The organism is Streptomyces sp. NPDC051907, assembly GCF_040681075.1.
In the GTDB taxonomy this organism is placed as follows: Bacteria; Actinomycetota; Actinomycetes; order Streptomycetales; family Streptomycetaceae; genus Streptomyces.
Map to the genome: position 1 here is coordinate 59,525 of NZ_JBFAYB010000025.1, position 25,162 is coordinate 84,686.

The following is a 25,162-nucleotide window of genomic DNA, read 5'->3' on the forward strand; positions in this document are numbered from 1 at the left end:
CCTGTCGTCGAGACCGGTCGCCCCCGATTTCATCGCGAGCCGGTCGACTCCGATCATGTCGCGCCGAAGGGCCCGTTGCACAGGGCCCCGAAGGGCGTGGCACACGCTGAGCGACCGGCTGGTGGCTCGATGCCTCCGCGATGCTTCTGTAGGGACCCGACAGCGACGGGGGGAAGGCGCTGTCAGGGCCCGATTCTTTGGGAGAGGGGGAGGACCGATAGGTTTTCGAGGTACAAGACCGCTATGGAAAGGGTGATCCGTTGAGCCGCTCGGTTCTCGTCACCGGAGGAAACCGGGGCATCGGCCTCGCCATCGCCCGCGCGTTCGCCGATGCCGGCGACAAGGTCGCGATCACATACCGCTCCGGCGAGCCGCCGGCAGGCTTCCTGGCCGTCAAGTGCGACATCACTGACACGGAGCAGGTGGAGCAGGCCTACAAGGAGATCGAGGAGAAGCACGGTCCGGTGGAGGTGCTGGTGGCCAACGCCGGCGTCACCAAGGACCAGCTGCTGATGCGGATGTCCGAGGAGGACTTCGCAGGCGTCCTCGACACCAACCTCACCGGCGCCTTCCGGGTCGTCAAGCGCGCCAACCGCGGGATGCTGCGCGCCAAGAAGGGCCGCGTCGTGCTGATCTCCTCCGTCGTGGGCCTCCAGGGCTCCGCCGGGCAGGCCAACTACGCCGCCTCCAAGGCCGGTCTCGTCGGCTTCGCGCGCTCCCTCGCCCGTGAGCTCGGCTCGCGGAACATCACGTTCAATGTCGTCGCCCCCGGTTTCGTCGACACCGACATGACCCGGGTGCTGACCGAGGAGCAGCGCGCGGGCATCGTCGCCCAGGTGCCGCTCGGCCGCTATGCGCAGCCCGAGGAGGTCGCCGCCACGGTGCGCTTCCTCGCCTCCGACGACGCCTCGTACATCACTGGAGCCGTCATCCCCGTTGACGGCGGATTGGGCATGGGTCACTGATCACATGAGTGGAATCCTCGCCGGCAAGCGCATTCTCGTCACGGGCGTCCTCACCGAGGGATCGATCGCCTTCCACGCCGCCAAGGTGGCGCAGGAGGAGGGCGCCGAGGTCATCCTCACCGGCTTCGGCCGGGTCACCCTCGTGCAGCGCATCGCCAAGCGGCTGCCCAAGCCCGCTCCGGTCATCGAGCTCGACGTCACGAACCAGGAGCACCTGGACGGCCTCGCGGACCAGATCCGCGAGCACTCCAGCGACGACTCGGGCCTCGACGGCATCGTCCACTCGATCGCCTTCGGACCGCAGGGCGCGTTCAACTTCCTCGAGGCCGGCTGGGAGGACGTGTCGACCGCCGTGCAGGTCTCGGCGTACTCGTACAAGTCGCTGACCATGGCCTGCCTGCCGCTGATGGAGCGCGGCGGCTCGGTCGTCGGCCTCACCTTCGACGCGCAGATCGCCTGGCCGAAGTACGACTGGATGGGCGTGGCCAAGGCGGCCCTCGAGTCCACCAACCGCTACCTCGCCCGCGACCTGGGCCCGAAGAACATCCGCTGCAACCTGGTCTCGGCCGGCCCGATCAAGTCGATGGCCGCGAAGTCCATCCCGGGCTTCGAGGAGCTCGCGGACGTCTGGAACCACCGCGCGCCCATCGGCTGGGACCTGGCCGACCCGGACCCGGCCGGCCGCGGCGTGGTCGGTCTGCTCTCGGACTTCTTCCCGCGGACGACCGGCGAGATCGTCCACGTGGACGGCGGCGTGCACATGATGGGCGCCTAAGACGCCCTCGGGCCGCGTGCGCCTTCGCGGCCACCCGTTCGGCCCATAGGCGGCCGCCTACGCGAGCGACGCCCCGTTCCCCGCACTGCGCGGGGAACGGGGCGTCGCCCGTTCGGCCCTGCGGTGCGCGGTCCGATTCGCGGGGCAGCGCCGCTGCGGCGACGCTGGAGAGGCAACCCCCTCCCTTGTGGTGCAGCCGCGGCCATCGCGCCGCCGTACGGCCGAGGAGGTCCTGCCTGTGCGAACGACCTGGAGCATTGCCCCTGTACTGGCCGTCGCGGCGGTCCTCCTCTGGGCGACGCCGAGCGTCTCCCAGCCCCGCGAGACCGAGGCCCCCGAACCCCCCGAGCCCCCCTACCGGGCCGACTGCCGCGTCGAGGTCGAGGGGTCGCAGGCCACCGCCTACTGTCACAACCCGTACCCCGCCGCCGACCGGGTCCGGCTGCACATCGAGTGCGCGCGCTGGTGGGACCTCGACGTGGACGGCGGGCCCGCCGATCTGAGCCCGGCCGGATACGTCCAGCTCACCGACCGGTGCTGGAAGGAGATCCGCTCGGCCTGGGTCAGCCACCAGCCCCTGCCGGACGCCGCTGGCAGATGAACGGATAGCCGGCCGCCTCCGCTGCCGCCGTCTCGCCGTCGCCCGCGCGGATCGCCTCCACCAGCCGCCCGTGGTCCATGTGGTTCTCCGGGCGCAGCTCCTGTCCCACGTCGTCGCGGAGCCAGTCGCGCATCAGGTCGCCCAGGTCCGCGTAGAGCTCGGCGAGCACCTCGTTGTGACTGGCGGCGGCCACCGCCAGGTGGAAGCTCGCGTCGGCGGCGACGAACTGCTCCGCGTCGCCCGTCGCCCATGCCTCCTCGCGGCGCGCGAGGAGGGTCTCCAGCTGCCCCAGATCGCGCTCGGTGCGCCGCTCGGCGGCCAGCCTGGCGGCCGCCGACTCGAGGGTGGAGCGCACCTCGGCGACATGGCCCGGGTCGGCCTCGGCGAAGCGGCGGTGCATGACGCCCGCCAGCTCGCTGGTCGCCACGACGTACGTCCCCGAGCCCTGCCGGATGTCCAGAAGGCCGTTGTGGGCCAAGGCGCGGACGGCCTCGCGAACGGTGTTGCGGGCCACGCCCAGCTGCTCGACCAGCTCGGGCTCGGTGGGGATGCGCGAGCCCACCGGCCACTCGCCCGAGGTGATCTGGTTCCGCAGCTCGGCGATCACCTGGTCGGAGAGTGCGGAGCGCCGGGGAGAGGTGAGCGCCATGAGCTTCCCTTCTGGAGGACCGGGTCCTTGAGAATTGGACAACCAATCATCCCATGATTCTATGATGGTGCCATGCGCGACGAGCCCCAGACCCTGAGCCCCTCCGCCATGGCGCGGACACCCGTGCGGCCGTCCACGGACTCCGCCGGGGAGTCCTTCCTGGATTCTCCCGCCGACCCGGGGTCCGGCGCCGCCCCAGGCTCCGATGCCGCGCGGCCCGCCCCCTGGCTCACCCGGCTCGTGATCGTCGGCATCGTGCTCGCCGCCCTCAACCTCCGCCCCGCCATCACCAGCCTCGGCGCGCTCTTCGAAGAGGCGCGGACCGGGCTGCAGATGAGCGGCAGCGTCGCCGGAATGCTCACCTCCGTGCCCCCGCTCTGCTTCGCGGTCTTCGGGATCACGGCGCCGCGGCTGGCCCGCCGCTTCGGCGCCGGCGCCGTCGTCTGCGCCGGCATGGCGGCCATCGCGACCGGCCTGCTGATCCGGCCCTTCGCGGGCGGCACCGCCGGCTTCCTGGCCGCCAGCGCGCTCGCGCTGATGGGCATAGCCGTCAGCAACGTCCTGATGCCGGTGATCGTCAAGCGGTACTTCCCCGACCGCGTCGGCTCCATGACCGGCCTCTACTCCATGGCGCTGGCGCTCGGCACCTCGCTCGCCGCCGCCGCGACCGTGCCCATGACCGAGGCGCTGGGCGGCAGTTGGCGCACGGGCCTCGCGATCTGGGCGGCCCTCGCCGCCGTCGCCGTGCTGCCCTGGATCGGCCTGGTGCGCGACCGCGGCGCCGAGGGGCGGAGCAAGACGCCGCCCATGGCGGCCGCGGGCTCGCGGTCGTCCATAGCGGCCCCGAAGGGCGCCCCGGCGGCCCGGGCCGCCGCCCTCAAGATCACCCGTAGCCGTACCGCCTGGGCGCTCGGCTGCTTCTTCGGCCTCCAGGCCACCGGCGCGTACATCACCATGGGCTGGCTGCCCCAGATCTTCCGCGACGCGGGAGTCCCGGCCGGCGCCGCGGGCGTGCTGCTCGCCGTGACCATGGTGATGGGCGTCCCGCTGGCCTTCGTCATCCCACGGCTGGCCGGCCGTCTGAAGAACCAGGGCCCCATCGTCGTCGCCCTCGGGCTCAGCGGCCTCACCGGCTATCTGGGCCTGCTCTTCGCGCCCGCCGCCGGGGCCTGGGCGTGGGCGCTGCTGCTCGGCGTCTCCAACTGCGCCTTCCCGCTCGCCCTCACCATGATCGGCATGCGGTCCAGGACCGGCCCGGGCGTCGTACGGCTCTCGGCGTTCGTGCAGTCCATCGGCTATCTGATCTCCATCCCCGGGCCGCTGCTGGTGGGCGTGCTCTACCAGCACAGCGGCGGCTGGGACCTGCCGCTCGCGCTGATGGCGGGGCTGCTCCTGCCGCAGATGGCGGTGGGCGTCCTGGCCGGGCGGGACCGGACGGTCGAGGACGAATGCTGAGATGCGAGACTGGCTCCATGCCTGTGCTCGACCCGAACCCCCAGAACGGCCAGAAGAAGCTCCTCATCGTCTTCGGCGCCATGCTCGCGATCACCGTGGTCATCGGAGTGATCGCCTCCATCGCCTCGCCCTGACGCGGGCGTTGCCCGCAGGGCCCCCGGGGGAGGGGGGCTAGCACCACCATCCCCTAGGGGGAAAGGCTCAGGGTGAAGTGGGTGGGTCACCGGATGGGCCGGCGCTGCCAAGATCCGTAGGTTTGAGGCCTAGGTACTCGACCGCGCAGCTACGGAGGCGGCCATGGCGGCCCACACGCAGACCCCGACCCACGCCAAGGTCTCCGGCGGCGTCGAGACCCGCCTGCCGTGGTGGGGCGTCGCCCTCCCCATGATCGCCTTCGTCGCGCTGCTCCTGCTGATCGCCGACCCGGCCCAGGCGCACGCCGCCGGGGGCGACCCCGCGCTCGGCCAGCTCCTCGAGCGCGTCCAGCAGACGCTCGCCCGCTGAGTTCCGAAGATCGAATCACCCCCGACGGCGGATTCACCCGAGATGAGGGAGCCCGTCAACACCCTGCGCCCGCTGGCTCATTTCATGCGAAGCTGGGGTGCATGAGCGTCGATACACCCCGCAGGATCGTTCTCCTCCGGCATGCGAAGGCCGACTGGCCCCAGGTGTCCGACCACGAGCGTCCGCTCGCCGAGCGCGGCCGCAAGGACGCCCCCGTGGCCGGCCGCCGGCTCGCCGACACCGGCATCGCCCTCGACCTGGCGCTGTGCTCGACCGCGACCAGGACCCGTGAGACCTGGAAACTCGCCGTGCACGAGCTGCCGCACCGCCCCAGGACCGTGTACGAGGAGCGGCTGTACGAAGCCTCCCTCGGCGACCTGATCGCGCTGCTCAACGAGGTCTCCGACGAGGTGGACGACCTCCTCGTCATCGGCCACAACCCCGGAATGCACGCGCTCGCCGACGCGCTGTCGGGCAAGGCCGAGGGCGATGCGCTGGCCCGTATGAGCAAGAGCGGCTTCCCGACCGCGGCGCTGGCGGTGGTCAGCTTCAACGGTTCGTGGAAGTCGCTGGAGCACGGCGTCGGCACGCTCGTCGAGTACTGGGCGCCGCACGACTAGCCTGTCCGCCACTCTTCTGCCTGGAAACGCGAACCGGCCCCGGCGCGACTGCGCGCCGGGGCCTCGACTTGCGCGACGGCAGGAGGTGTGGGCGACGGCAGGACGTGCGCGGCGGCCCGATCTGCGGGGCGCCCAGGGGCCGCCCGGGGTCCGTGCCGCCCGCGTCAGCGCAGCCGGCGTCCGTGGCGTCGGCGTCCCGGCTCTCGCGCCCTCGCCGTCAGTGCTCCGCGCCCTCGCCGTCGGCCAGCTCGACCTCTTCGCGCGTGATGCCCAGCAGATACAGCACCGTGTCCAGGAACGGCACGTTGACGGCGGTGTGCGCGGCCTCGCGGACCACGGGCTTGGCGTTGAAGGCGACCCCGAGACCGGCCGCGTTCAGCATGTCCAGGTCGTTCGCGCCGTCCCCGATGGCGACGGTCTGCGACAGCGGAACGCCCGCCTCGGCGGCGAACCTGCGCAGCAGGCGCGCCTTGCCCGCACGGTCCACGACCTCCCCGATCACCCGGCCGGTCAGCTTGCCGTCCACGATCTCCAGCGTGTTCGCCGAGGCGAAGTCGAGCCCGAGCCGCTCCTTGAGGTCGTCGGTGACCTGGGTGAACCCGCCCGAGACGACGCCCACTTGGAAGCCGAGCCGCTTGAGGGTCCGGATCAGGGTGCGGGCCCCGGGCGTCATCCGCACCTCGGAGCGCACCTTGTCCACGACCGAGGCGTCGAGTCCCTTCAGCAGCGCCACGCGCGCGTGCAGCGACTGCTCGAAGTCCAGCTCCCCGCGCATCGCGGCGGCCGTGACCGCGGCGACCTGGTCCTCGCACCCCGCGTGCGCGGCGAACAGCTCGATGACCTCGTCCTGGATCAGCGTGGAGTCCACGTCCATGACGACCAGGCGCTGGGCCCTGCGGTGCAGCCCGGCCGAGACTACGGCCACGTCCACGCCGATCTCGGCGGCCTCGGTGACCAGCGCGGTCCGCAGCGGCTCGGTCTCCGTGCCCGACACCGCGAACTCCACGGCGGTGACGGGGTACTTGGCGAGCCGGAAGATACGGTCGATGTTGCCGCCGGTCGAGGTGATCCTGGCCGCTATGGCGGCCGTCGACTCGGCGGTGAGCGGATGGCCGAGCACGGTCACATGGGAACGGCCGCTGCCGCGCGGCCGGTTGTCGCCCTTGCCGGAGATGATCTCCGCCTGGAGCTTCAGCGACTCGGCCCAGCTGTGCACGGTGGCCCGCAGCTCGCCCTCGGTGGCCACGCCCTCGGCGGGCGCCGTGACGAGCACGCACAGAACGAGGCGTCCCCGGGAGACGACCTGCTCGATGTCGACGACGTCGAGGGAGTAGGCGGCCAGGGTGTCGAAGAGCCCGGCGGTGATCCCGGGACGGTCCTTCCCGAAGATCTTCACAAGAAGAGTCGGGTCGTCGGCGGTGTGAAGGGGCTGCAATGCGCTCATGGTGTTTCCACCGTATCTGGCAGGTCAGCGGATCAGCCTCCCCGTCCCGACTGCCGGACAGGCCGCTGGCTGAGTCGGCCCCATGAATTCATCGCCCGTCAGCCGGCCGGATCACCGGCTGTCACCGGCCCGTCTCGTCTCGCCGACCCGGGGCGCCGGGAGGCGGCGGGCCCGGAGGCGGCGGCCCCGACTCGTCGTCGAAGGGCTGCGGGCGGCGCTGCTTCGGCGGGGGAGCCATCGGGCGGCCGGCCACCGTCGGGGCGCCGTGGATCCCCGGAGGCGGCCGCAGATACGGATTGGTGTCGGGGTTCGCCGGTCGGTACGGCGGCGCCGGCCGGTAGGGGCCCGACGCCGGGGGCGCGCCATACGCCCCCGGGTTCGAGGCGCCCGGTTCGTACGGCCAGGCGGTCCCGGCCCCCGGATCGTAAGGCCAAGCTGTCCCAGAGCCTGGTTCGTACGGCCCCGAAGCAGAGGCGTCGTACGCCCCCGAGGCCCCCGGATCCGCCGTCCGCGCCGGGTCGCCGCTCGACCCGTCCCCGGCCCCCGCCGCGTACGCCACCAGAGCCCCCAGCCCGCCCGCCGCCGTGCCCCACGCCGCCCCCAGCGCCGGGGCCAAGCCCAGATGGCCGTGCAGCTCGACGCCCCCGCCCACCGCGTTCACGCCCAGCACCGACAGCGAGGCGTCCGCCGAGACCTCCGTCAGCCACACCAGCAGCGGCAGCGTGAGCGCCGTGACCAGGCCCAGCCGGAGCGCGCACCGGCCCGCGAAGCCCGCCGGGCCCAGGCCGCCCCGGGGCGTGCGGGCGGCGGCCAGCACGCCCGCGCACAGCATCATCACCCCGGCGGCGACGGCCAGCAGCCAGACCCGCTGGTCCAGTCCGGCCAGCCGCCCCACCGTGACCGGCTCGTCGGCCGAGAGCCGCAGCAGCTCGTCCATCGGGTCGGGCAGCACGCTCGCCAGCGGCCCCGTCGCCTTCGCGTCCCACGGCACGAACAGCCCGAGGGGAACCCCCAGCCAGACCCCGTTCGGCGCTCCGAGCAGCGCGGCCCCGGCGATCCGGCGAGGGTTCTCGTCGCCGCTCGCCGCGTACGCCGCCGCCGCGTATCCCGCGAGGACGGCGACGAGCAGCACCGTCACCAGCGCGGACGCCGCCGGGCGCACCGAGCGGCGCACCGCGTCCCACGCCGCCCCGGGCGGCAGCGGCGTACGGCGCGAGGCGAGCACCGAGACGATCAGCACGCCCAGCACCCAGAACAGCGCGCCGGCCAGCGAGTCCGCGGTGTCCACGCTGAACCCGACGGCGGCCTCGGCCTCCACCAGATCGCCGAGCCGGTCGGGCAGCAGCCCCCCGATGTCCCCGATATCTCCGATGTCGCCGATCTCTCCGAGGCCGGGAACCTCGATCCCGCCGTCGCCGCCCCCGCCCGGCAGCCGGTCGAGGTCCAGGCCGAGCTCCGCGCCGTCTATGGTGATCACATCGTGTCCGGCCCACGCCAGCCCGCCGACCATGGCGACGAAGAGAGTCGTCACCCCGGCAGCCCTCGCGGCGAGTTCGCTCCCCGGGATGCAGGGCCCGGCGCCGCGCAGCGAGCGTAAGAAGAAGTACGCAAGGAACAGGGCGCCGACCAGGCTCACGCCAAGTGGCGTGATGTCGACGGCCGTCCGCGCCTCGGCCCCTTCGAGGCCGAACACGGACACATCGCCCGTCGGCGTGACCGAACCGTTGACCGCGAGCACGGTCACGGCCGCCGTCATGGGCCCGAGGGCCCCCGCGCTGTCCGCGCCGAGCAGATGCAGCCCGAGCGCAGCCGCGCCCGCCATCCCCACCAGTGCCCAGCTCACCGCCGCGACCGACGTCAGCAACACGTCGCCCCAGCGCACCGAGTGCACCCTGTAGTCACCGTCGCCAGCGTCGTTCCACCGAGCCATCCGGACCCCCCGATGCCTGCTGGGTTTGACCCAGTTACCCCCAGTCGCGCATGATCCGTACGTACTCATGCGCACTGATGGGTTCTTACTACTCTCCGGGGGTGTTTCTCCTCCGTCAACGGTCATCCCGAACGTGGTCTTCACATGGCCCGACTTTCGGATACGGGACCGGGCCTGAAATAGTTCCTCACGATGTTCGCCATCCCTAGACTCCCTGTGACGGGGGTAACTCGGGGGACAACTAGTGGGGCATGGAGTGCCGGAACTCGTACTGGAATTGAACGGAAGGACCTGGACGCTCGATCCGTCCAGGTCGTACACCCTCGGACGTGATCCGCAGGGCGACCTGGTGATCGACGACGCAAGAGTCTCGTGGCGGCATGCCACCGTCAGCTGGGGCGGCCGCAGTTGGGTCATCGAGGACCACGGCTCCACCAACGGCACGTATGTGCAGGGCCAGCGGATCCATCAGATGGAGATCGGCCCCGGCTCCGCCGTGCACCTCGGCAACGCGACCGACGGTCCCCGGCTGAACCTCTCGGGCGCCGCGGCCGGCGCCGGAGCGTACAGCGCGCAGGGCGCCGCGCCGCAGCAGCAGGCGGTGCAGCAGCAGGCCCCGGCCCACCAGGCCCCGCCCCAGCAGCCGCAGCAGCAGGGCTGGCAGCAGACGCCCCAGGCGCAGCAGCCGCAGCAGCAACCACAGCAGGGATGGCAGCAGCAGCCGCAGCAGCCGCAGGTCCCGCATCAGCAGGGCGGCCCGGCCGGCCCGGGCGGCGCCGCGGGGGCACCGCCGGTGTACGGCGACCGCAGCCCGACCACCTTCCATCAGGTGGCCCTCGGCCGCGTGATGCGCATCGGACGTGCGCTCGAGAACGAACTGGTCGTCTCCGACCTCCAGGTCTCGCGTCACCACGCCGAGTTCGTGGCGACCCCCGACGGCCGCTTCGAGATCCGCGACCTCGGCTCCCACAACGGCACCTATGTCAACGGCCAGCCGATCGCCAAGTCGTCGTCCGCGCTCATCGGCCCGAACGACATCGTCGGCGTCGGCCACTCGACCTTCCGCCTCGTCGGCGACCGGCTCGAAGAGTTCGTCGACACCGGCGAGGTCTCCTTCTCCGCCCGCCACCTCACGGTGACGGTCGACGGCGGCAAGCAAATCCTCAAGGACGTCTCCTTCGGCGTCCCGGAGAAGTCGCTGATCGCGGTCATCGGCCCCTCCGGCTCCGGAAAGTCCACCCTGCTCAAGGCGCTCACCGGCTACCGGCCCGCCAACCAGGGCGACGTCCTCTACGACAACCGGAACCTGTACAAGCAGTTCGCCGAGCTGCGCCAGCGCATCGGTCTGGTCCCGCAGGACGACATCCTGCACAAGGAGCTGACCGTCCGGAAGGCCCTCAAGTACGCGGCCAAGCTCCGCTTCCCCGGCGACACCGCCGAGTCCGAGCGCGAGGCCCGCATCGACGAGGTGCTGCGCGAGCTCAAGCTCGACATCCACAAGGACAAGAAGGTCACCTCGCTCTCCGGCGGCCAGCGCAAGCGCGTCTCGGTCGCCCTGGAGCTGCTGACCAAGCCGTCGCTGATCTTCCTGGACGAGCCGACCTCCGGCCTCGACCCGGGCATGGACCGCGACGTCATGCAGCTGCTGCGCGGCCTGGCCGACGACGGCCGCACGGTCCTGGTCGTCACGCACTCGGTCGCCGAGCTGGCGATCTGCGACAAGCTGCTGGTCATGGCCCCCGGCGGCTCGGTGGCGTACTTCGGCCCGCCGGAGGAGGCGCTCAACTTCTTCGGCTACACCACGTGGGCGGACGTGTTCTCGGCGTTCGAGAACTACCGCGACTACGACTGGGCGGGCCGCTGGCGCGGCTCGCAGCACTACCAGATGTACGCCGCGGACATCGACGCCGTCGCCGCGCAGTCGGTGCACATGCCGCCCCCGCAGCAGATGCGCCCGCCGAAGCCGCAGAGCTGGGGCTCCCAGCTGTGGACGCTGATCCGCCGGTACTCCTCGGTGATCGCCTCCGACCGCGGCTTCATCGGCCTGATGTTCATCCTGCCCGCGGTGCTCGGCATCGTGAGCACGGTGATCCCCGCGGACTCCGGTCTGGGCCTCGGCCCGGCCAAGGCGAGGTTCATCAACAAGGACGTCGGAACGATCCTGCTCATCCTCGCGGTCGGCGCGTGCTTCTCCGGCGCGGCCAACTCCGTACGAGAGCTGATCAAGGAACGGGTCATCTACGAGCGCGAGCGCGCGACCGGTCTGTCGCGCTCCGCCTATCTGATGTCCAAGGTCATCGTCCTGGGCGTCATCACGGCCCTCCAGGGCGCGATCATCTGCGCGATCGGCTTCGGCGCCCGCGACAAGCTGCCCCGCGAGGGCGTCGTCTTCGCGGACACGCCGGTCATCGAGATGACCATGGTCGTCAGCGCGCTCGGCTTCACCTGCATGATGTTCGGCCTGATCATCTCCGCGCTGGTGAAGACCGCCGAGAAGACCATGCCCCTCCTGGTGATGTTCGCGATCGTCCAGGTCGTGTTCACCGGCGTGCTCTTCCAGCTGCACGACAGCCCCGGCATCGAGCAGGTCGCCTGGCTGATGCCGTCCCGCTGGGCGGTCGCGGCGCTGGGCACCACGGCCGAGCTCAATGTGGCCATGCCGTGGGACCGCGAGAACCTCGACCAGCTGTGGGACCACAGCGCAGGACAGTGGATGCTCGACATGGGCGTGCTGCTCGGCATCGGCGTCCTGTGCGGCTTCGTGGTCGTGCGGCTGCTGCGCCGCCACGAGCCCGAGGTCATGCGCAAGTAGCGGACTCGGACTGGATCGGCGAAATAGCGGAAGGGCGGCGTCCCCATTGTGGGGGCGCCGCCCTTGGGCGTCAGTCCGGGCTGTCCGCGTCAGCCGTCTGCAGGACGACTCAGTACGCGCTGTCGACGTTGTCGATGGTGCCGTAGCGGTCGGCGGCGTAGTTGGCCGCGGCGACGATGTTGGCGACCGGGTCGTACTGGCTGTGCTTGGTGCCCGGGACGTGGTACGCGTCGAAGGTCGGCTTGATGACCTGCAGCAGGCCGATCGACGGGACGCCGTTGATGGCGTTGATGTCCCAGTTGTTGATCGCGTTCGGGTTACCGCTGGACTCGCGGATGATGTTGCGGTGCAGACCCTCGTAGGAGCCCGGAATCTTGTGCTTCTTCATGATGTCCAGGGACTCGCGGATCCAGCCGTCCAGGTTGTTGGCGTAGACCGGCTTGCGGGCGGCGGCGCGGCTCGCCGCGTCCTTCGCCGCACGCTTCTTGGCGTCGGCCTTGGCCTTCGCCTTCGCGGCGGCCTTCTTCTTGGCGGCGGCCTCGGCCTTCTTCTGCGCCTCAGCGGCCTTGGCGGCCTTCTCGGCGGCCGTCTCCACGGTCGCCTGCGACTGGACGACGCTCGTGTGCACGGCGCCGCTCTGCGCGCCGGCGGCGTACGCCACGGGGCTGGCGGCCAGAGACTCGGTCTCGGCGGCGGCGTTGTTCGGGACGAGGGAGAACGCGAGCGCCGCAGCGGCAGCGGCGGAGACACCGGCGATCGAGAACTTCTGGGTCTTCTTCAGGGTGGTCGTAAGCATGCAGACGTACCTCTTCGAATAGCGGAATGTCGCTTTCAGGGCCGATGGCGGCGCTGCGCTCCTCGGCGGCGACGGACGCAATTCTTAGCGGCCGCAAAATGCTCTGGCAAAGGTGTGACGTACGACGCTGCATAGTGGATCAGGTGTCCGAAAGGGTCCGTTTTCACCCGCCCCGTCCCCGCTCACATGCCCTTTATGTCGCTACTATGCATGCACGTAAGTGACCTGGGTCCTATGCCGGGGCTCACATCGGGCACGGATTCGCCTCACCATGTGTTGCGTCAGCAACTCGCAGAGTGAGGGGTTTCTCCCGGGAGGACGAGGTGGACGTCGCCGAACTCGTGCCAGAGGTACCGGCGCCTGAGCGCCTCGGTATAACTGCTGGTCAGCGCGGCCTTCCCGGCGATCGCCTCCAGCATCAGAAGATGCGAGGCCGCCGGCTCGTGCAGGCCCGTCAGCAGTCCGTCGACGACTCGTACCCCGCGCGCGGGCGTGACGACCAGATCCGTCCACCCCGAGGCCGCGCGGACCACGCCGTCGGGTCCGGCGGCCGACTCCAGGGCCCGCACCGCCGTCGTGCCGACCGCCACGATCCGCCCGCCCGCGGCCCTGGCCGCGTTCACCAGCCAGGCCGTCGCCGCCGCCACCTCGTACCGCTCCGGATACGGCGGCTCGTGCGCCTCCGCCGACGCGACGCCCGTGTGCAGGGTGATCGGCGCGAACTGCACCCCCCGGCTCACGAGCCCCGCCACCAGCCGGGCGGTGAAGGGACGCGCCGCGCTCGGCATCTCCGCCGATCCCGCGCCGTCGGGGGAGGGGAGCGCGAAGACCGTCTGGTACGCGGACAGCGGCTGGTCGCCCGCCGTGTACCCATAGCGGATCGGCCGCCCATAGCGCCGCAGCAGCCGCGGCACGTCCACGGACACGGCGGCCCACCACAGCCGGTCCGCCCCCCGCGCCAGCGGCTCCTCCAGCACGAGCTGCGCGCCCCCGGGAGCCCGTACCACCGCCCCCGCCGGTCCGCCCGCCCGCGGCAGGGTGCTCCCCGAGCCGTCCGGGCGGCGCAGCTCCACCGCCCAGCGCCCGTCGTCCCCGCGCGTGGAGAAGTGCACGACGACGGGCTCCTGCCCGACCCGCCCGTTGACGGCCGCAGGCAGGGTGGCCGAGGTGTTCACCACCAGCACGTCCCCGGCCCGCAGCTGCCCGGCCAGCTCCCGGAAGGCGTGGTGGGACACCTCCTCCCCGCGCGAGACCATCAGCCGCACATCGTCCCGCCCCGCCCCGCGCTCCTCGGCCGGAACTCGCGCCGACAGCTCCGCGGGCACCCATAGCGCGTCCAGCACGGTGGGCCCTCCCTCCTGCGCCGGACCGCCGCAGTCCGCGCACGCCTGCGCACGCCCCGTCGTCGCCGTGGTCATCGGGCCGCCTCGACCAGCGAGGGAGCCTCATACCGCCCGCTCGCCGGCCGCTGGGCCAGCAGCCGCAGGAAGCCCGGCACGACGGAGTCCGGATCGGGGCGCGGATCATCGTCGTCCGGCACGGCCGCCGCGTACAGGTCCGTCCGCATGTCGCCCGGGTCGACCGCCCACACCCGCAGCTCCGGCTCCTCCACCGCGAGGACCGCGGCCAGGTGGTCCAGCGCCGCCTTGGACGCGCCATAGCCGCCCCAGGTCTCGTACGCCTCCGCCGCCGCGTCCGAGCTGACCGCGATCACCGTGCCCGCCGCGGACGCCCGCAGCAGCGGCAGCGCCTCCTGTACGAGACCGAGGGCCGCGACCACATTGGTCTCCAGCGCCGCCCGCAGCCCGTCGAGCGGCAGCGCGTCCAGCCGGACCAGCGGCTCGGCCCCCAGCGCGCTCGCGTTGCTCACCAGCAGATCGAGGCCGCCGAGCGAGCGGGCCGCGGCCAGCAGCTCGCTGCGGCACCCCGCGTCGGTGACGTCCCCCGCCACGGCGAGCACCCTCGTCCCGTGCGCGCCGACCTGCCGGACGCTCTCCTCCAGCACGCTCTGGGTCCTCGCCCCGAGCACCAGGTCCCAGCCCTGCCGGGCCAGGCCCGCCGCGAGAGCGCGCCCCAGCCCCTTCGAAGCCCCCGTGATCACCGCTACCGGCATGACGTCCATCCCCTCGTGCCGCGCGCCTCGCGCCGCTGCGCTGCGTCTTTGCCTCCAACCTAGGAACGCGGCAGGGCCCCGCGCCTCGTGCGCCAGGCCCTGCCCGACGAGGGATTTCGACCTACGTCCCCGGTCCTAGTCGACTGCCGTCCCCGGCCCGATACGGACTGTCACATCCCGCCGGTACGGTGATCTCATGAGCCATCGACCGAGCTCCGGCCTCGCCGCCGTGAGCACCGCGCTCCTCGCGATGAGCAGGCATCTCGAGGTGCGCGACGTGCTGAAGACGATCGTCGCCTCGGCGCGCGAGCTCCTCGACGCGGAGTACGCCGCGCTGGGCGTCCCCGACGATCACGGCGGCTTCGCGCAGTTCGTCGTCGACGGCGTCACCGAGGAGCAGTGGAAGGCGATCGGCCCGCTGCCCCGGCAGCACGGCATCCTCGCCGCGATGCTCCGCGACGCGCGGACCGAGCGCCTCGACGACGTCCGCAAGGACCCCCGCTTCGAGGGCTGGCCGGCCGCCCATCCAGATATGTCCGACTTCCTGGGCCTGCCCGTCAAGGACGGCGAGGAGACCATCGGCGCGCTCTTCCTGGCGAACAAGAGGAGCCCCAAGGCCGAGGGCGGCTGCGGCTTCACCGAAGACGACGAGGCGCTCCTGTCGATCCTCGCCCAGCACGCCGCCATAGCCCTCACCAACGCCCGGCTGTACGAGCGCAGCCGCGAGCTGACCATCGCCGAGGAGCGCTCCCGGCTCGCCCATGAGCTGCACGACGCGGTGAGCCAGAAGCTCTTCTCGCTCCGGCTCACCGCCCAGGCCGCGGCCGCCCTGGTGGACCGCGACCCGGCCCGCGCCAAGGACGAGCTCCAGCAGGTCGCCGTGCTCGCCGCCGAGGCGGCCGACGAACTGCGCGCCGCGGTCGTCGAGTTGCGCCCCGCCGCCCTCGACGAGGACGGCCTGGTCAACACCCTCCGTACGCACGTCCAGGTCCTGGACCGCGCCCACAGCGCCGCGGTCTCCTTCGACGCCTGCGGCGTCCGCGCCCTGCCCGCGGCCCAGGAGGAGGCCCTGCTCCGGGTCGCCCAGGAGGCCCTGCACAACGCGCTGCGGCACTCCGGGGCGGACTCGGTGACCGTGGCCCTGGTCCGCCGCGGCCAGGGCGCCGTCCTCAGCGTCACCGACGACGGCAAGGGCTTCGAGCCGCGCACGGTCCGCAGGGCAGGCCGCCATCTGGGGCTGGTCTCGATGCGCGACCGAGCAGGCGGAGTCGGCGGAAAGCTCACCGTGCAGTCAGCGCCCGGCAAGGGCACCACGATCGAGATGGAGGTCCCCGGTGGCTGATGCCGCGTCCCAGGCGAAGGCGGGAATGATCCGCGTGCTGCTGGTCGACGACCACCAGGTGGTCCGCCGCGGGCTGCGCACCTTCCTGGAGGTGCAGGACGACATAGAGGTCGTCGGCGAGGCGGGCGACGGCGCCGAAGGTGTGGAGCGCGCCGAGGAGCTGAAGCCGGACGTGGTCCTGATGGACGTCAAGATGCCCGGCGTCGACGGCATCGAGGCGCTGCGCAAGCTCCGCGAGCTGGGCAACGCCGCGAAGGTCCTGATCGTCACCAGCTTCACCGAGCAGCGCACGGTGGTACCCGCGCTGCGCGCGGGCGCCTCGGGCTATGTCTACAAGGACGTCGACCCGGAGGCCCTGGCCGGCGCGATCCGCTCCGTGCACGCGGGCCACGTCCTCCTCCAGCCGGAGGTCGCGGGCGCGCTGCTCTCCCAGGACGACCTGGGCAACGGCACGGGCCGCGGCAGCACCCTCACCGAGCGGGAGCGCGAAGTGCTCGGGCTGATCGCCGACGGACGCTCCAACCGGGAGATCGCCCGCGCGCTCGTCCTGTCCGAGAAGACCGTCAAGACGCATGTGTCGAACATCTTGATGAAGCTGGATCTGGCGGACCGCACCCAGGCCGCACTATGGGCGGTAAGGCATGGTCTGACCGGTTGAGCGGGGCGTCCAGCTCCAGTCTGAGATTCATACCGTCGGGTGTATGTCACCCAGACGGCGCATCCAGATCGACTCGGCGACGTTCTCCAGGGCGTGCTGCGGCGACCGCCGCGGCGAACGCCCCAGGAGGATTTCGAAGTGATGAACCTGAAGAAGGCCGCTGCTCTCACCATGGTCGCCGGCAGCCTCGTGGCCGCCGGAGCGGGCGTCGCCTCCGCCACCAGCGGCGCGCACGCCGACGGCCACGCGGTCAACTCCCCGGGCGTCGGCTCCGGCAACCTGGTGCAGATCCCGGTCGACGTCCCGGTGAACGTCGCCGGCAACACGGTGAACGTGATCGGCGCGCTCAACCCGGCCTTCGCGAACAGCGCCGTCAACGGCTGACCGTCCCGCCGAGCCACGCACTGACCTCCGGCCCCCAGGCGCCGCCTGGGGGCCGGTCCGTCTGTCCGCCGCCGGAGATACGGTCCCCGTGCTCCATTCCGCGTCCCCGGGCCTGCCGTCCCCGGGCTCCAGGCCGTTTTTCAGACTCCGTACGGACGACGTCTGCCCGTCCGTACGGCAGATGCCTCGGGGGACGTACGTCTCAGCCGGCGCCGCGCTCGCGCTCCTCCACGTACGCGTTGTACGCCGCCACCTGAGCGCGCCTGGCAACCCGCTCCACCGGACGCAGCGCCTCGCCCCGAGCCGCCATCTCCGACGCGCTCACCGCCCCGCCGTGACCGTTGTCGTACGCCACCGAGATCAGCAGCCCGATCCGCTGCGCCAGCTCCAACACCCGTACCGCACGCGGCGGATACCCGGGCGCCAGGATCTCGCCGCCCCCGCCGTGCGCCCGCGCGCGGTACGCGTCGATCGCCGCCTCGGCGACCGGCCCCGACGCCGCGACGTCCAGCCGCGTCAGCGCCGCCGTCGCATCCCGCATCGCCTCCGCGAGCTCCCGCTCCGCCTCGCCGAGAGAGGGCACGTCAGCGGGCGGCGCCTCGCGTACCGGCAGGCAGTGCCACAGGACCTGCACATGCACGTCCCCGGCGGGCCCGGCCTCGTACACCTCGGGCACCAGCCCGTACGCCGCGCCGGAGGCGACCACCGCCTCCTCGGCCTCCAGCGCCCGCGCATTGAACTCCGGCGGTCCGCAGAGGCCCAGCGGATGCCCCGGCGCGGGCAGCGCGACCCGGAACCCGGTCGCACCGAGCGTCCGCAGCCGCCCCAGCGCAAGCGTCAGCCCGACCGGGCCCGCCTCGCCCGGCAGGCCCTCCACCCGGTGCACCGCGTCGTCGCCGATGATCGCGTGCACCGCGTCATCGGGTGATACAAATCCGGCCAACAGGGCATTTCCCCATGCGGCCAGCCGTCCTGAGCGTGGTTCGGAAAGCATGGACCCAGCCTAAGGATCGGACCAGGGCGCGGGACCCCCCGGCCGGTGGCGTAGGTTTTCCCTGGGAGCTGTGCCCACAGGCGCATAAAGCGCCCGCAAGACCTCAAGACGATTGCATGGGGAGACAACGCGCTCATGAGCGATGTACTGGAGCTGGTGGACGTATCCGTGGTCCGCGACGGACGCGCTCTGGTGGACGACGTCTCCTGGGCGGTCAAGGAGGGTGAGCGCTGGGTCATCCTCGGACCGAACGGCGCGGGCAAGACCACCCTCCTCAACATCGCGTCCAGCTACCTCTTCCCGACCTCCGGTGCGGCGACCATCCTCGGCGAGCGCCTCGGCGGCGTCGACGTCTTCGAGCTCCGCCCCCGCATCGGCATGGCCGGCATCGCCATGGCCGAGAAGCTCCCCAAGGGACAGACCGTCCTGCAGACGGTGCTCACCGCCGCGTACGGCATGACCGCGACCTGGCACGAGGACTACGACGCGGTCGACGAGGAGCGCGCCCGCGCCTTCCTCGACCGCCTCGGCATGACCGAGTACCTGGACCGCAAGTTCGGCACCCTCTCCGAGGGCGAGCGCAAGCGCACCCTGATCGCCCGCGCCATGATGACCGACCCCGAGCTGCTGCTCCTGGACGAGCCGGCCGCCGGCCTCGACCTCGGCGGCCGCGAGGACCTCGTCCGCCGTCTGGGCCGCCTCGCCCGCGACCCGTACGCCCCCTCGATGGTCATGGTCACGCACCACGTCGAGGAGATCGCGCCGGGCTTCACGCACGTGCTCATGATCCGCCAGGGCAAGGTGCTCGCCGCCGGCCCGATGGAGACCGAGCTGACCTCCCGCAACCTCTCGCTCTGCTTCGGCCTGCCCCTGGTCGTCGAGCGCAACGGCGAGCGCTGGACGGCGCAGGGCCTCCCGCTGGGCTGAACGCGCTCCCCGGTGCGCCTTTTGACCTGATCTCGACCCCTGTCCGGACCGCGACCGGCGGACCTACCATGACCACGTGGACATCGACGCATGGGTGTGGTGGCTGATCGGCGCGGTCGGGCTGGGCATTCCGCTCGTCCTGACGGCGATGCCCGAGTTCGGAATGCTCTCCGCCGGCGCGGTGGCCGCCGCCGTGGTCGCGGCCCTGGGCGGCGGGACGGTGGCCCAAGTGCTCGTGTTCGCCGCGGTATCGGTCGCGCTCATCGCCGTCGTACGCCCGATCGCCAGCCGGCACCGCGCCCAACGACCTCAATTCGCCAGCGGAGTAGACGCGCTGAAAGGCCGTCAGGCGCTCGTGCTGGAACGGGTGGACGGCAGCGGCGGCCGGATCAAGCTCGCCGGCGAGGTCTGGTCGGCGCGCTCGCTCGACGCCGACATGAGCTACGAGGCAGGCCAGCAGGTCGACGTCGTCGAGATCGACGGCGCGACCGCCATCGTGATGTAGCGCCACGAAGACAGCTCGCGCACCACAGCTCACGCACGACAGCGCACGTACGACAGCTCACGCAGCAACTCCCGGGCGGCAACGCACAGTCGGCGACGTACGGGAACTGCGCGGGAACACCGCGCAGACAGTGCGCAGGACGCCGCACGGACAGCGAACGGACGAAGAACAGGACAACGACTCGGACAACGAACGGGACCGGCAGGACAAGCAGGCCGAACCCCCCCACACTCCAGGCCGTGTTCTGGGAAACTCGATCATCAGAATCATCCGGCAGCGAAGGGCACGGGGAACGCGATGCAACCGATCATCATCGTCCTGATCATTCTGGTGGTGCTGGTCTTCATCGCCCTGATCAAGACGATCCAGGTCATCCCACAGGCCAGCGCCGCCATCGTCGAGCGCTTCGGCCGCTACACCCGCACCCTCAACGCGGGCCTGAACATCGTCGTCCCGTTCATCGACTCGATCCGCAACCGCATCGACCTCCGCGAACAGGTCGTCCCGTTCCCGCCCCAGCCGGTGATCACCCAGGACAACCTGGTCGTGAACATCGACACCGTCATCTACTACCAGGTGACCGACGCCCGGGCCGCGACCTACGAAGTCGCCAGCTACATCCAGGCCATCGAGCAGCTCACCGTCACCACCCTGCGCAACATCATCGGCGGCATGGACCTGGAGCGGACCCTCACCTCCCGCGAGGAGATCAACGCGGCCCTGCGCGGCGTCCTCGACGAGGCCACCGGCAAGTGGGGCATCCGCGTCAACCGCGTCGAGCTCAAGGCGATCGAGCCGCCCACCTCCATCCAGGACTCGATGGAGAAGCAGATGCGCGCCGACCGCGACAAGCGTGCCGCGATCCTCACCGCCGAGGGCATCAGGCAGTCCCAGATCCTCACCGCCGAGGGCGAGAAGCAGTCCGCGATCCTGAGGGCCGAGGGCGAGGCCAAGGCGGCCGCCCTGCGGGCCGAGGGCGAGGCCCAGGCCATCCGTACGGTCTTCGAGTCCATCCACGCCGGAGACGCCGACCAGAAGCTGCTGGCCTACCAGTACCTCCAGATGCTCCCGAAGATCGCCGAGGGCGACGCCAACAAGCTCTGGATCGTGCCCAGCGAGATCGGCGACGCCCTCAAGGGCCTCAGCGGCGCCATGGGCAGCTTCAACCCCATGGCAGGCATGGGCGGCGGGTCCTCCGGCGGCGGCAAGTCCGGCGGGAACGGCGCGGAGCGCCGCGAACAGCCCCCCATCGACTGAACGATCACCTCTCATGCATGATCGGCTGTGGCCCCTCGACCTCTATGGCGGGGAGGCGACAACCGATCATGTAAGGAGATGGCTTTGTCCATCTGGGAAGCGCTTGCCGTGTTCCTCGCCGGCATCGGCGCCGGGACCATCAACGCCATCGTCGGCTCCGGCACGCTGATCACCTTCCCGGTGCTCCTCGCCACCGGACTTCCGCCGGTCACGGCCACCGTCTCCAACGGCCTCGGCCTCGTCCCCGGCGCGATCAGCGGCGCCATCGGCTACCGCGCCGAGCTCAAGGGCCAGCGCCCCCGCGTCCTGCGCCTGAGCGTCGCCGCGGCCATCGGCGGCCTCACCGGCGCCGCGCTCCTGCTGCTGCTTCCGGCGACGGCCTTCGAGACGATCGTGCCGGTACTCGTCGGGCTCGCGCTCGTCCTGGTGATCCTCCAGCCGCGCATCTCCAAGGCCGTCCAGCGCCGCCGCGAACGGGAGGGGAGCCACACCCACCCGGACGGCGGCCCGCTCCTGTTCGTCGGACTGCTCCTCGCGAGCGTCTACGGCGGCTACTTCACCGCGGCCCAGGGGATCATCTACCTCTCCCTGATGGGCATGCTGATCGACGACACCCTGCAACGCCTCAACGCGGTCAAGAACGTCCTCGCCGCCGTCGTCAACAGCATCGCCGCGATCTTCTTCCTCTTCGTCGCGGACTTCGACTGGACCGCCGTCCTGCTGATCGCCGTCGGCTCCACCATAGGAGGCCAGATCGGCGCGAAGGTCGGCCGCCGCCTCCACCCGACCGCTCTGCGCGCGCTGATCGTGTGCGTCGGCACCGTCGCGATCGTCCAGCTCCTGCTGCGCTGACGCACCCCCGGAAGCCCACTCCGGCCAAGGGCTCAGACTCCCAGCCGCCCAGTCACCCGGCCAGCCACCCAGCCGAAACGCCAAGGCCCGCCCTTGTCCTGTGCGTTCGAGGGCGGGCCTTCACCGCTGAAAGGGGCGCGGCGGCTACGCCGCGGGCTGAGCCGCGAGCCAGGACGGCAGCGTCGTACGCTCGTCGGCACGCATGCCGAGCAGCATCGCGTCGGCCGGCGACGGCACGAACGGCTGGTGCAGCAGCGGCATCCCCGCCTGCTCCGGCGTACGGTCCGCTTTGCGGTGGTTGTCCTCCGCGCAGGACGCGACCGTGTTCAGCCAGGTGTCCCTGCCGCCGTGCGACCTCGGCACCACGTGGTCCACCGTCGTCGCGCGCCTGCCGCAGTACGCGCAACGGTGCTGGTCCCGTATCAGCACGCCCCGTCTCGACCACGGCGCCTGTCTTCGGAACGGCACCCGTACATAGCGGCACAGCCTGATCACCTGCGGCACCGGAAGATCGAAGGCGGCCGCACGCATACGGAGTCCGGGGTGGGCCTGCTCGACGACGGCCTTGTCCTGCAGCACGAGCACCACCGCACGGTTGAGTGTCACCGTCGACAGCGGCTCGAAGCTCGCATTCAGCACCAGCGTGTCACGCATCTCGCCCACCTCCCGTTCGCCGGCCCAGCCCGTTGCGGGCCTTGGGCTTGGATCAACTCTGGCCGGGCGCGCCGAGATGGACAACGCAATAAAAGATGCCCTGCCCTGATCTCTCCAAGACCAGGGCAGGGCAAACAACAGGAGAACGCTGAGCTCTGCGACGTCCTACGCGGGACCCTCGTACTCAGCCAGCAGCTGTGCACGGGCAAGCGTGTGGAACCGCAGATTGAAGCCCACGACCGCAGGCGAGACATCGTCGCCGGGACCGAGCTTCTCGCTGTCCACCGCGTACACCGTGAACACATACCGGTGGTTCTCGCCGGCCGGGGGAGCGGCGCCGCCGAAGTCCTTCGACCCATAGTCGTTACGGACGTGAACGGCGCCCTCGGGCAGCCCCTCGAACTTCCCGCTGCTCGCTCCGGCAGCCAGTTCGGTCACCGAGGCCGGGATGTCGAACAGCACCCAGTGCCAGAAACCGCTGCCGGTCGGCGCGTCCGGATCGAAGCACGTCACGGCGAAGCTCTCGGTCTCAGCCGGGAACCCCTCCCACCGCAGATGCGGCGAGGTGTTGCCCGCCGCGTAGACCTGGGCGTCCGCCAGCACCGACCCCGGCGCGATGTCGTCGCTCACCACCGTGAACGACGGCACCGCCGGATGAAAGTCGTGCGGAAGCGGCGCCCTGTTGGGCTCGGTCACGTTGAACCTCCGATTCGGCTGTTCTGCTGCCTGGCCGCCCCGGGCCGTACTGCCCGGGGGACCTCCGGCTCCGAGCCTAGAGGCAGAAGCTCAGAGCCAGTTGCGACGACCGCCGACGTCGGCGAGCCACTGGTTGAGGTAGGCGGCCCAGTCCGTCGACTGGAAGTCGTTGTGGCCGACCTTGAAAGCCTTGTACGAGTCGCTGCCCTCGCTGAACAGACCCGGCTTCTTGTCCATCTCCAGCACGACGTCCATCTCGCGGTCGTCCGCGACGAAGGTCAGCTCGACCTGGTTCAGCCCGCGGTACTGCTCCGGCGGCAGGAACTCGATCTCCTGGTAGAACGGCAGCCGCTGCCGCGTCCCACGGATGTGCCCGCGCTCCATGTCCGCGCTCTTGAAGCGGAAGCCCAGCTGGATGAAGGCGTCCAGGAGTGCCTGCTGCGCCGGCAGCGGGTGCACGTTGATCGGGTCCAGGTCGCCGGAGTCCACGGCCCGAGCGATCTCCAGCTCGGTCGTCACACCGATGTTCATCCCGCGCAGCTGCTGGCCGGCGATGCTCGTGACCGGGGTCTCCCACGGAATCTCGAGCCCGAACGGCACCACGTGCACGGCCCCGGCCTTCACCTCGAAGGCGCCGCCGAGCCGCTGCTTGGAGAACTCGATGTCCTGCTTGACCTCCTGGTCACCGCCTTCGACCTCGACCCGGGCCTGCAGTCCGACGGACAGCCCTTCGATCTGCTGGTCCACCGAGCCGCCCTGGATGCGCACCTCGCCCTGGACGACACCGCCAGGGACGACGTTCTCCTCGGTGAGCACCGTCTCGACGGAGGCGCCGCCGGCGCCCAGACTCGCGAGCAGCTTCTTGAAGCCCATGTCCACTCCTTATAGGTCTTGACCTCTACATACGCGCGACGACCGTAGTCGGTTCCCCGCTACCCTCGTACGCCATGATCGACCGCCCCGACCGTACGCCGCTGCCCCGGGACTTCTTCAGCCGCCCCGTGCTGGAGGTCGCCCCGGAGCTTCTGGGCCGCACGTTGATACGCCTGACCGACGACGGTCCGATCGAGCTGCGCCTCACGGAAGTGGAGGCGTACGCGGGCGAGGCCGATCCAGGCTCGCACGCCTACCGCGGCCGCACCGCGCGCAACGCCGTGATGTTCGGCCCGCCCGGTCACGCGTATGTCTACTTCACCTACGGCATGTGGCACTGCCTGAACGTCGTGTGCGGCCCGGAGGGTCACGCGAGCGGGATCCTGCTGCGCGCCGGTGAGATCCGAGTAGGCGCTGACCTTGCGAGCAAACGTCGAATCTCGGCCCGATACGGGAGAGAACTGGCCAAAGGCCCCGCCCGCCTGGCCACTGCCCTCGACGTCGACCGCGCCCTGAACGGAACGGACCTCTGCGCCGGCCCGTCGGCACCGCTGTCCCTGCTCCACGGCACCCCGCCGAGCCCTGACCAGGTACGCAGCGGACCCCGCACGGGAGTAGGCGGCGACGGAGCCCACCACCCCTGGCGCTTCTGGATCGACAACGACCCCACGGTGAGCCCGTACAGGGCCCACACGCCCCGCCGTCGGACCGGCCGCGACGCAACTTGACTCGGCTTCACGAGCCGCCTAACGTAGCCCGAGCCGCTTGAGACGGGTCCTGCTGTTCAGCAACCCGAAGCGGCCATCCACTACTTACGATCTACCCAACCGGGTGTGATTTCGGCATGCCGGAATTCGATCCCGAATGACTCGATTATGAGTCGCCCGGGGAATCGGCTAAAGTAGTGAACACGCCGAGAGGGAAACGCGGAAGCGAATTCCTGAAAGGCACCGAGGAAATCGGACGCGAAAGAGTCTGATAGAGTCGGAGACGCAAGACCGAAGGGAAGCGCCCGGAGGAAAGCCCGAGAGGGTGAGTACAAAGGAAGCGTCCGTTCCTTGAGAACTCAACAGCGTGCCAAAAATCAACGCCAGATTAGTTGATACCCCGTCTCCACATCGTGGAGTCGAGGTTCCTTTGAAAAGACCTGCGAGGCCTTCGGGTGCTCGTAGGCGAAACACAGCGAGGACGCTGTGAACCACGGGTCTTATTCCGACCGGTGGTTCCGCTCTCGTGATGTGTGCACCCGATCACGGGTAGACATTCACGGAGAGTTTGATCCTGGCTCAGGACGAACGCTGGCGGCGTGCTTAACACATGCAAGTCGAACGATGAAGCCCTTCGGGGTGGATTAGT

Annotated in this window: 26 protein-coding genes and 1 rRNA gene; 17 read left to right on the forward strand and 10 right to left on the reverse strand. The window is 70.8% G+C overall.

The window, feature by feature from the left end:
• The first annotated feature begins 260 nt into the window (after positions 1–260).
• The 3 genes from fabG (at position 261) to AB0M39_RS16295 (ending at position 2,341) form a co-directional block, all read left to right on the forward strand.
• The gene (gene fabG / locus AB0M39_RS16285; protein WP_365364641.1) at positions 261–965 is read left to right on the forward strand and encodes a 3-oxoacyl-[acyl-carrier-protein] reductase; all 705 of its coding nucleotides are present in this window, start codon (positions 261–263) and stop codon (positions 963–965) included.
• Between the two features lie 4 nt (positions 966–969).
• On the forward strand, positions 970–1,740 hold the full coding sequence (gene fabI / locus AB0M39_RS16290) for an enoyl-ACP reductase FabI (protein ID WP_365364643.1): 771 nt from the start codon (positions 970–972) through the stop codon (positions 1,738–1,740).
• A gap of 238 nt (positions 1,741–1,978) precedes the next feature.
• Complete coding sequence (locus AB0M39_RS16295; protein ID WP_365364645.1) at positions 1,979–2,341, forward strand: hypothetical protein; 363 nt, start codon at positions 1,979–1,981, stop codon at positions 2,339–2,341.
• On the opposite strand, the gene AB0M39_RS16300 is transcribed toward AB0M39_RS16295, so the two are convergent.
• Positions 2,304–2,990, reverse strand: coding sequence for a FadR/GntR family transcriptional regulator (locus AB0M39_RS16300; RefSeq protein WP_365364647.1), 687 nt, complete (start codon positions 2,988–2,990; stop codon positions 2,304–2,306). The genes AB0M39_RS16295 and AB0M39_RS16300 overlap by 38 nt on opposite strands.
• 72 nt (positions 2,991–3,062) lie before the next feature.
• Between AB0M39_RS16300 and AB0M39_RS16305 the strand changes: the two genes are divergently transcribed.
• The 4 genes from AB0M39_RS16305 (at position 3,063) to AB0M39_RS16320 (ending at position 5,569) form a co-directional block, all read left to right on the forward strand.
• Complete coding sequence (locus AB0M39_RS16305) at positions 3,063–4,445, forward strand: MFS transporter (protein WP_365364649.1); 1,383 nt, start codon at positions 3,063–3,065, stop codon at positions 4,443–4,445.
• Between the two features lie 17 nt (positions 4,446–4,462).
• Positions 4,463–4,579, forward strand: a complete 117-nt coding sequence (locus AB0M39_RS16310; RefSeq protein ID WP_365364651.1) for an SGM_5486 family transporter-associated protein — start codon at positions 4,463–4,465, stop codon at positions 4,577–4,579.
• A 163-nt stretch (positions 4,580–4,742) separates the two neighbouring features.
• Positions 4,743–4,949 (forward strand): hypothetical protein, encoded by a 207-nt coding sequence (locus AB0M39_RS16315; RefSeq protein WP_365364653.1) that lies wholly within the window; start codon positions 4,743–4,745, stop codon positions 4,947–4,949.
• A 101-nt stretch (positions 4,950–5,050) separates the two neighbouring features.
• Positions 5,051–5,569 (forward strand): histidine phosphatase family protein, encoded by a 519-nt coding sequence (locus tag AB0M39_RS16320; RefSeq protein WP_365364655.1) that lies wholly within the window; start codon positions 5,051–5,053, stop codon positions 5,567–5,569.
• A 217-nt stretch (positions 5,570–5,786) separates the two neighbouring features.
• Here the strand turns inward: AB0M39_RS16320 and serB are convergent, their stop codons facing one another.
• A complete protein-coding gene (gene serB / locus AB0M39_RS16325) occupies positions 5,787–7,013 on the reverse strand; it encodes a phosphoserine phosphatase SerB (protein ID WP_365364657.1) in 1,227 nt (408 codons plus the stop codon).
• Positions 7,014–7,134: 121 nt separating this feature from the next.
• Complete coding sequence (locus AB0M39_RS16330; protein ID WP_365364659.1) at positions 7,135–8,895, reverse strand: streptophobe family protein; 1,761 nt, start codon at positions 8,893–8,895, stop codon at positions 7,135–7,137.
• A gap of 304 nt (positions 8,896–9,199) precedes the next feature.
• On the opposite strand from AB0M39_RS16330, the gene AB0M39_RS16335 reads away from it, so the two are divergent.
• Positions 9,200–11,755 carry an FHA domain-containing protein gene (locus AB0M39_RS16335; protein ID WP_365364661.1) on the forward strand — a complete coding sequence of 852 codons (2,556 nt, stop codon included), beginning with the start codon at positions 9,200–9,202 and terminating at the stop codon, positions 11,753–11,755.
• A gap of 109 nt (positions 11,756–11,864) precedes the next feature.
• Here the strand turns inward: AB0M39_RS16335 and AB0M39_RS16340 are convergent, their stop codons facing one another.
• The 3 genes from AB0M39_RS16340 to AB0M39_RS16350 all read right to left on the reverse strand — a co-directional run bounded on the left by AB0M39_RS16340 (position 11,865) and on the right by AB0M39_RS16350 (position 14,664).
• A complete protein-coding gene (locus AB0M39_RS16340) occupies positions 11,865–12,551 on the reverse strand; it encodes a transglycosylase SLT domain-containing protein (protein WP_365364663.1) in 687 nt (228 codons plus the stop codon).
• A gap of 281 nt (positions 12,552–12,832) precedes the next feature.
• Positions 12,833–13,969 (reverse strand): S-adenosylmethionine:tRNA ribosyltransferase-isomerase, encoded by a 1,137-nt coding sequence (locus AB0M39_RS16345; protein ID WP_365364665.1) that lies wholly within the window; start codon positions 13,967–13,969, stop codon positions 12,833–12,835.
• Positions 13,966–14,664 (reverse strand): SDR family NAD(P)-dependent oxidoreductase, encoded by a 699-nt coding sequence (locus tag AB0M39_RS16350; protein WP_365364667.1) that lies wholly within the window; start codon positions 14,662–14,664, stop codon positions 13,966–13,968. Before AB0M39_RS16350 ends, AB0M39_RS16345 begins: the two co-directional genes overlap by 4 nt.
• 196 nt (positions 14,665–14,860) lie before the next feature.
• Between AB0M39_RS16350 and AB0M39_RS16355 the strand changes: the two genes are divergently transcribed.
• The 3 genes from AB0M39_RS16355 (at position 14,861) to AB0M39_RS16365 (ending at position 17,048) form a co-directional block, all read left to right on the forward strand.
• Positions 14,861–16,006: a GAF domain-containing sensor histidine kinase gene (locus AB0M39_RS16355; RefSeq protein ID WP_365364669.1), complete on the forward strand. Its 1,146-nt coding sequence runs from the start codon at positions 14,861–14,863 to the stop codon at positions 16,004–16,006.
• Between the two features lie 25 nt (positions 16,007–16,031).
• A complete protein-coding gene (locus AB0M39_RS16360; protein ID WP_365364695.1) occupies positions 16,032–16,664 on the forward strand; it encodes a response regulator transcription factor in 633 nt (210 codons plus the stop codon).
• Positions 16,665–16,802: 138 nt separating this feature from the next.
• Positions 16,803–17,048, forward strand: a complete 246-nt coding sequence (locus AB0M39_RS16365) for a chaplin (RefSeq protein ID WP_365364671.1) — start codon at positions 16,803–16,805, stop codon at positions 17,046–17,048.
• Between the two features lie 202 nt (positions 17,049–17,250).
• Here AB0M39_RS16365 and AB0M39_RS16370 read toward each other — a convergent pair whose 3' ends face one another.
• Entirely contained in the window at positions 17,251–18,042 is a 792-nt protein-coding gene (locus tag AB0M39_RS16370; protein WP_365364673.1) for a hypothetical protein, read from the reverse strand.
• A gap of 135 nt (positions 18,043–18,177) precedes the next feature.
• Between AB0M39_RS16370 and AB0M39_RS16375 the strand changes: the two genes are divergently transcribed.
• The 4 genes from AB0M39_RS16375 (at position 18,178) to AB0M39_RS16390 (ending at position 21,583) form a co-directional block, all read left to right on the forward strand.
• On the forward strand, positions 18,178–18,969 hold the full coding sequence (locus AB0M39_RS16375) for an ABC transporter ATP-binding protein (RefSeq protein WP_365364675.1): 792 nt from the start codon (positions 18,178–18,180) through the stop codon (positions 18,967–18,969).
• 76 nt (positions 18,970–19,045) lie between these two features.
• Positions 19,046–19,474: an NfeD family protein gene (locus tag AB0M39_RS16380; protein ID WP_365364677.1), complete on the forward strand. Its 429-nt coding sequence runs from the start codon at positions 19,046–19,048 to the stop codon at positions 19,472–19,474.
• 297 nt (positions 19,475–19,771) lie between these two features.
• Positions 19,772–20,731 carry an SPFH domain-containing protein gene (locus AB0M39_RS16385; protein ID WP_365364679.1) on the forward strand — a complete coding sequence of 320 codons (960 nt, stop codon included), beginning with the start codon at positions 19,772–19,774 and terminating at the stop codon, positions 20,729–20,731.
• Between the two features lie 84 nt (positions 20,732–20,815).
• Complete coding sequence (locus AB0M39_RS16390) at positions 20,816–21,583, forward strand: sulfite exporter TauE/SafE family protein (RefSeq protein ID WP_365364681.1); 768 nt, start codon at positions 20,816–20,818, stop codon at positions 21,581–21,583.
• A gap of 144 nt (positions 21,584–21,727) precedes the next feature.
• Here the strand turns inward: AB0M39_RS16390 and AB0M39_RS16395 are convergent, their stop codons facing one another.
• The 3 genes from AB0M39_RS16395 to AB0M39_RS16405 form a co-directional block, all read right to left on the reverse strand.
• Positions 21,728–22,237: an HNH endonuclease gene (locus AB0M39_RS16395; RefSeq protein WP_365364683.1), complete on the reverse strand. Its 510-nt coding sequence runs from the start codon at positions 22,235–22,237 to the stop codon at positions 21,728–21,730.
• A gap of 165 nt (positions 22,238–22,402) precedes the next feature.
• Entirely contained in the window at positions 22,403–22,933 is a 531-nt protein-coding gene (locus tag AB0M39_RS16400; RefSeq protein WP_365364685.1) for a YbhB/YbcL family Raf kinase inhibitor-like protein, read from the reverse strand.
• A 90-nt stretch (positions 22,934–23,023) separates the two neighbouring features.
• A complete protein-coding gene (locus AB0M39_RS16405; protein WP_365364687.1) occupies positions 23,024–23,806 on the reverse strand; it encodes a sporulation protein in 783 nt (260 codons plus the stop codon).
• Positions 23,807–23,880: 74 nt separating this feature from the next.
• Between AB0M39_RS16405 and AB0M39_RS16410 the strand changes: the two genes are divergently transcribed.
• Together AB0M39_RS16410 and AB0M39_RS16415 are read left to right on the forward strand one after the other, a co-directional pair.
• Positions 23,881–24,534 (forward strand): DNA-3-methyladenine glycosylase, encoded by a 654-nt coding sequence (locus tag AB0M39_RS16410; protein ID WP_365364689.1) that lies wholly within the window; start codon positions 23,881–23,883, stop codon positions 24,532–24,534.
• Positions 24,535–25,069: 535 nt separating this feature from the next.
• Positions 25,070–25,162: ribosomal RNA gene (locus AB0M39_RS16415) — 16S ribosomal RNA — on the forward strand; the annotation flags it as partial.

Bases quoted from the DNA above. Each gene is read 5' to 3' on its own strand.
- fabI (WP_365364643.1), top strand. From the start codon at position 970: ATGAGTGGAATCCTCGCCGGCAAGCGCATTCTCGTCACGGGCGTCCTC.
- AB0M39_RS16300 (WP_365364647.1), bottom strand. From the start codon at position 2,990: ATGGCGCTCACCTCTCCCCGGCGCTCCGCACTCTCCGACCAGGTGATC.
- AB0M39_RS16305 (WP_365364649.1), top strand. From the start codon at position 3,063: ATGCGCGACGAGCCCCAGACCCTGAGCCCCTCCGCCATGGCGCGGACA.
- AB0M39_RS16310 (WP_365364651.1), top strand. From the start codon at position 4,463: ATGCCTGTGCTCGACCCGAACCCCCAGAACGGCCAGAAGAAGCTCCTC.
- AB0M39_RS16315 (WP_365364653.1), top strand. From the start codon at position 4,743: ATGGCGGCCCACACGCAGACCCCGACCCACGCCAAGGTCTCCGGCGGC.
- AB0M39_RS16320 (WP_365364655.1), top strand. From the start codon at position 5,051: ATGAGCGTCGATACACCCCGCAGGATCGTTCTCCTCCGGCATGCGAAG.
- serB (WP_365364657.1), bottom strand. From the start codon at position 7,013: ATGAGCGCATTGCAGCCCCTTCACACCGCCGACGACCCGACTCTTCTT.
- AB0M39_RS16340 (WP_365364663.1), bottom strand. From the start codon at position 12,551: ATGCTTACGACCACCCTGAAGAAGACCCAGAAGTTCTCGATCGCCGGT.
- AB0M39_RS16345 (WP_365364665.1), bottom strand. From the start codon at position 13,969: ATGACCACGGCGACGACGGGGCGTGCGCAGGCGTGCGCGGACTGCGGC.
- AB0M39_RS16350 (WP_365364667.1), bottom strand. From the start codon at position 14,664: ATGCCGGTAGCGGTGATCACGGGGGCTTCGAAGGGGCTGGGGCGCGCT.
- AB0M39_RS16355 (WP_365364669.1), top strand. From the start codon at position 14,861: ATGAGCCATCGACCGAGCTCCGGCCTCGCCGCCGTGAGCACCGCGCTC.
- AB0M39_RS16360 (WP_365364695.1), top strand. From the start codon at position 16,032: ATGATCCGCGTGCTGCTGGTCGACGACCACCAGGTGGTCCGCCGCGGG.
- AB0M39_RS16370 (WP_365364673.1), bottom strand. From the start codon at position 18,042: ATGCTTTCCGAACCACGCTCAGGACGGCTGGCCGCATGGGGAAATGCC.
- AB0M39_RS16375 (WP_365364675.1), top strand. From the start codon at position 18,178: ATGAGCGATGTACTGGAGCTGGTGGACGTATCCGTGGTCCGCGACGGA.
- AB0M39_RS16385 (WP_365364679.1), top strand. From the start codon at position 19,772: ATGCAACCGATCATCATCGTCCTGATCATTCTGGTGGTGCTGGTCTTC.
- AB0M39_RS16395 (WP_365364683.1), bottom strand. From the start codon at position 22,237: ATGCGTGACACGCTGGTGCTGAATGCGAGCTTCGAGCCGCTGTCGACG.
- AB0M39_RS16405 (WP_365364687.1), bottom strand. From the start codon at position 23,806: ATGGGCTTCAAGAAGCTGCTCGCGAGTCTGGGCGCCGGCGGCGCCTCC.
- AB0M39_RS16410 (WP_365364689.1), top strand. From the start codon at position 23,881: ATGATCGACCGCCCCGACCGTACGCCGCTGCCCCGGGACTTCTTCAGC.